Below are 4,647 nucleotides of genomic sequence, written 5' to 3'. Positions count from 1 at the left end.
GCAACGGCTTCCCGCGTCAGGTCGAGTCGACGCGTTTCCAGATTCTCGATGCCGAGACGCTCGGCGTTCCTTCGCGTCGTATGGATCGCGTCCGGGTTCAGATCGATGGCCAGCACCGACCGGCTGCGTGGCGCCGCGGCGATCCCGAGCACCCCCGAACCGCACCCGACGTCGAGTACCAAGGACTCCGGCGGAATCAGGTCAGCGATGCGGTGCTCGTTCTGGATCGGCTTGTAGACGCTGGGCGCGACCCAGAGACGCAGGTCTCCCAGCCGCACCCAGGGCCAGAGTCGATTGCACAGGGAAGACCAGCGGTAGTACGCCGCGAAGACGCGCGCGGGAATCGGCTTCAACCGGTCGCGCTCGGCCATGCGCGAAGGCAGGACGTCGAGGGTCGCAGGGTGTGCCGAAGGCGAAGCACGCACAGCTCGCCCGCGGGCCCCTGTATAGTGTGGCGATGCTCCCTCACCCCTGGTTCTCCGCGGCTCCGGTTCTGATTTCCATCGCTCTGCTGACCGTCCCCACCCCCATCGGAGCGGTCCCCCCCGACGCGGAACTCGAGAATGCGATCGAGACGAGCCTTGCCGTCGACCTCGCGACCTTCCTCCCAGACGGGGCCCTCATCGTCGACAACTTCTGCTACCAGGACTCGTTCCTCGGGTGCATCGGCCGGGTCGACATTACGACGAGCACGGTCGATCCGCCCACGACGGGTGGAATCTCGGCGTCGGTGTCGTCGGGCGCGAGCACCGCGGTCGACGTCGATGTCCTCGATCCCACCTACCAGCTGGATGTGGTCGCGGTCACCGGCATCGGGTTCTCGTGTACGGCCACTTGGAGCGCGGATGCCCTTCCGCTCTCCGGCCTCTTCACGGTGAGCGATGTCCCGGGAGGCATCGACGCGGTGCAAACGGGTGCGACGTCGGCATCGGTCGTCAACGCGGCGACGGACGCGACCCCCTGCGCCGGCTTCGTCGGCGCAATCCAACCCACCATGGAGAGCGTGATCACGACCAACCTGGTGACGCAGCTCGAACCCGCCGCCGAAGCCGCCTTCGATGCCATCGATGGCGACGGAAATACCCCGATTGCGGCGGCGATGGAGTCGTACTCACCCCCCGGCGTTCCGGCACTCGGCCTGCTCGGCGCGCTCGTGGCGTTCCTCGCCCTCGTCGCTTCCGCCGCGTTCCGTCTGCGCTGATCCCATGGACTTCTTGCGGTCCCTGCTCCTTGCGAGCGTGTTGACGGTCGCCTGCGCGGCCGAGGCCCTGGCAGGGGACGCGCGGCGACCACGTTTCGTCGAAGTCTCGGAGCGAGCGGGCATCGGGTACGTGCAGCAGACGCTCGTCGCGCCGCCGGACTGCATCTTCACGATCGAGACGCCGGGTGACTTCTGCGAGCCGGAGCGGATGAGCGGCGGAGCCGCCGTCGGCGACGTCGACGGCGACGGACGCGCAGACCTCTACGTCACGGTTGTAGACGGCTCGGACCGTCTCTATCGCAACCGGGGACGCGGACGGTTCGAGGATGTCACCGAAGACGCGGGCGTGTTCCGTCCCGAACTGCAATCGAACGGAGCCGGCTTCGCGGATCTCGATGGAGACGGCGACCTCGATCTCTACGTGACGACGCTCGGCGATGCCGGCGACGAGACGAACACGCGCAACTACCTGTTCGTGAACGACGGCTCGGGAAGTTTCCGGGAACAGGCCGTCGAGCGCGGCGCGGCGGTCGACACAGCGCTTCCGCACCGCAGCTTCGGCGTGGCCTTCGGCGACTACGATCGCGATGGCTGGATCGACCTGCACACGACCGAGTGGATCCCGCAGTTCGAGAGCCACTCCCGCTTGCTGCGCAATCGCGGAGAGGAGGCGCCCGGTACCTTCGAGGACCGCACCGAATCCGCAGGCGTCGCCCTCGAGGGCGTCCACGCGTTCGCATCCGCCTTCAGCGATCTCGATCGCGACGGTTGGCCCGACCTCGCCGTCGCGGCCGACTTCGGGACCAGTCGCCTGTTCTGGAATCGCGGTGACGGCAGCTTCGACGACGGCACCCTCGCCTCGGGCGTCGGAACCGACGAGAACGGGATGGGATCGACGATCGGAGACTTCGACGGTGACGGGTGGCTCGACTGGTTCGTCACTTCCATCTGGGAGGACGTCCCCAGCTGCCCCGACTGCAACTGGGGGACGACCGGGAACCGCCTCTATCGCAACGAGGGAAACCGGCGCTTCTCGGATGCCACGGATGCGGCGGGCGTGCGAGCCGGCTTCTGGGGATGGGGGGCCGCCGCGTTCGACTACGACAACGACGGCGACCTCGACCTCGCCATGACCAACGGCATCGCTTTCCCGGGAACCGACGTGGAGGAGCCCTTCCGGCAGGATCCGATGCGGTTCTGGGAGAACGATGGTTCGGGCCGGATGACGGAGGTCTCGGGTTCGATCGGACTCGATCACACGGGTTCCGGCAAGGGCCTCCTGGTTTTCGATTACGACCAGGATGGCGACCTCGACCTGCTCGTGCTGACGAACGGCGGCCGCCCGCAGCTGTACCGCAACCGCGGGGGGAACCGACGCGACTGGCTACGCGTGCGGACACGCGGCGCCCGTGGCAACAGCGAAGGGCTGGGCGCTCGAATCGAGGTGACCCGGCGTGCCGGGGAGGCCCCGCAAGTGCGAGAGATGGGAAGCGTGAGCCACTTCCTGGGACAGAGCGAGCGCGTTGCGCACTTCGGGCTGGGTCGGAGCCGCGCCGGCCGCGTGGCGAGCGTACGCATTTCATGGCCGTCCGGCGCCGAACAGATCTACCGGAACGTCCGCCGCAACTGCACGTTGCTCGTGTCCGAACCGACCGAGCACGCCGCCGGCAAGGCAGAGCTCCTACGCTGCGGGAAGGCGAAGGCCCCCTGGCGCCGCCGCGGCAGGGCGTGGCGCAGGTGGTGACCCTGCCGCGCAAAGGCGGGACATGATGCGACGAGCGGCGGCGCCCAGAGACGGAACAGCGCCTGGGTGTCGCCTTTGACCGGTGCGCGCGTTTCGGCGGACTCAGCGGAGGCACTGCCCCTGGGTGCGTCTCTCGCCGCGATGCTGGGTCGCGCCATGGGTGAGGAGCGGGACCCGGTCGGTCCGATCGAGGCGTTTCGCCGGTTCGCGGTCCTCCACGGCTTCGCGCGAAGCTGGCTGTGGGCTGCGACCGCAGAAGCATCGTGGCTCCCGGGGCTGGTTGGCGCCGCGCTGATCGCGACCGTCGCGTTTCTTCTCCTATGGATCCCTCAGCGCGCTTGGCTGGCACCCTTCGTGGCGCTGCCGGCGCTCCTGCTACAGCTAGTCCTCACCTTTCCGCTCACCGACAACCACTTCTTTCTCGAGCTGTATGCGGTGGTGCTCCTCGCCCTCGCAGGCCCGCGGGACGAGGCGGCATCGCTTGCTCTCACCGGCCTTCGGTCGCTCGCCGTGATCGTGCTGTTCGTCACCGGCCTGCAGAAGGTCCTCTACGGCCAGTACTTCGATGGGCAGTTTCTGGCATTCATGGTGAGCCAGAGCGAGCGCTTCGCGCTCGCCTTTGCGCCGCTGGTCTCGGAAGCGCAGCACGCGGCCCTGCGCGCGCTCGATCCCATGCGGACCGGTCAGGGCCCATTCCGCGCCGACGGTTGGCTCCTCCCAGCGGCCTCGAATGCGGTGTGGATCCTCGAGCTGGCACTTCCCGGCCTAATCGTCTGGACGCGCTCTCGGGCCTTCGCCGTCGCGGTGGCGCTCGCGCTCGTCGCGCTCATTCAGCTGGGAGCCCGCGAGATCGGGTTCGCACTCTTCTTCGGGAACCTGCTGCTGTTGTTCACGGCGAACGGGAATCGACTCGCGCTGATTCCATCTGCGCTCGTCTACGCGTACGGGCTCGTCGCCGTCACGACGGGAACGCTTCCTTTCGACCCGGGCTGGCTGTGAGGGCGTGGATCCTGCTCGGTGTCCTGGGCTGGGCATGCGCCTGGCCCCTGGCGCACTTCGCGCTCGTCGAGCACTTCGACGCGAATCCCTGGAAGCTGGGTGGTTTCGCGATGTACACGACGCCGACACCGCCGGTGCTGGTTGTCCCCTTCATCCGGGTGGGGAACGATCTCGAGCCCCTCGACGAACGGGAGCTGCCAGCCACCGCACACGCCGCCCTTCAGCGCTTCCGAGTGCTCCGCCATGCGTTGGGGAGGCTCCACGCACCGGATGCGCTCGCTGACGCGATCTTCGCTGCGAGGCCCGACGCCATGCACCTCGTCGTCGCCGTCCAAAGGATGAAGCTCGACCCGCGCACGGCCCGCATGACGTCGGTCCGCGAGAACTACCGCTACCAGCGAGAGACCGAAGCAGGGCCGACCTGACACGCGACACCGCCCGATCGCCGAGTCGCCCACGCAGGGAGCTCTTGCCGACGAAGGGGACGCCTCGAGGGCGCTACCCGACGGGGTCGAGACGCAAGAATCGGTTCGGAGCGAAGCCGCAGATCAAGCGGAACAGCAGACCGAAGTCGTAGGCCTCGGCGACGCGTGCGCGCTCTTCGCCTTCGATGGGGACGGCGATCCGCTTCGTATCCTTGCCGTCGACGGTGACCGTGACTTCCGGGTTCGCGAGTGCCTGGTGGTACCAACGTCGCAACCAG

6 protein-coding genes are annotated in these 4,647 nt (G+C 68.0%); 4 read left to right on the top strand and 2 right to left on the bottom strand.

Going from position 1 to position 4,647, the window contains the following annotated elements:
• Positions 1–371: 50S ribosomal protein L11 methyltransferase (locus AAF430_26640; GenBank protein ID MEM7413834.1), on the bottom strand; the 371-nt coding region annotated here is incomplete at its 3' end.
• An 86-nt stretch (positions 372–457) separates the two neighbouring features.
• Between AAF430_26640 and AAF430_26635 the strand changes: the two genes are divergently transcribed.
• The 4 genes from AAF430_26635 (at position 458) to AAF430_26620 (ending at position 4,369) form a co-directional block, all read left to right on the top strand.
• Positions 458–1,201 carry a hypothetical protein gene (locus AAF430_26635; GenBank protein MEM7413833.1) on the top strand — a complete coding sequence of 248 codons (744 nt, stop codon included), beginning with the start codon at positions 458–460 and terminating at the stop codon, positions 1,199–1,201.
• A gap of 13 nt (positions 1,202–1,214) precedes the next feature.
• Positions 1,215–2,945 (top strand): CRTAC1 family protein, encoded by a 1,731-nt coding sequence (locus tag AAF430_26630; GenBank protein ID MEM7413832.1) that lies wholly within the window; start codon positions 1,215–1,217, stop codon positions 2,943–2,945.
• Between the two features lie 156 nt (positions 2,946–3,101).
• Complete coding sequence (locus tag AAF430_26625; GenBank protein MEM7413831.1) at positions 3,102–3,944, top strand: hypothetical protein; 843 nt, start codon at positions 3,102–3,104, stop codon at positions 3,942–3,944.
• Positions 3,941–4,369, top strand: coding sequence for a hypothetical protein (locus AAF430_26620; protein MEM7413830.1), 429 nt, complete (start codon positions 3,941–3,943; stop codon positions 4,367–4,369). Before AAF430_26625 ends, AAF430_26620 begins: the two co-directional genes overlap by 4 nt.
• A gap of 73 nt (positions 4,370–4,442) precedes the next feature.
• On the opposite strand, the gene AAF430_26615 is transcribed toward AAF430_26620, so the two are convergent.
• Positions 4,443–4,647, bottom strand: a 205-nt coding sequence (locus AAF430_26615; protein ID MEM7413829.1) for a nitroreductase/quinone reductase family protein, incomplete at its 5' end; no start/stop codon positions are given.

It is taken from the genome of Myxococcota bacterium (assembly GCA_039030075.1).
Taxonomy (GTDB): Bacteria; Myxococcota_A; UBA9160; order UBA9160; family SMWR01; genus JAHEJV01.
The sequence above is the reverse complement of the archived record's forward strand: the minus strand, read 5'-3'. Positions and strand labels throughout refer to the sequence as shown.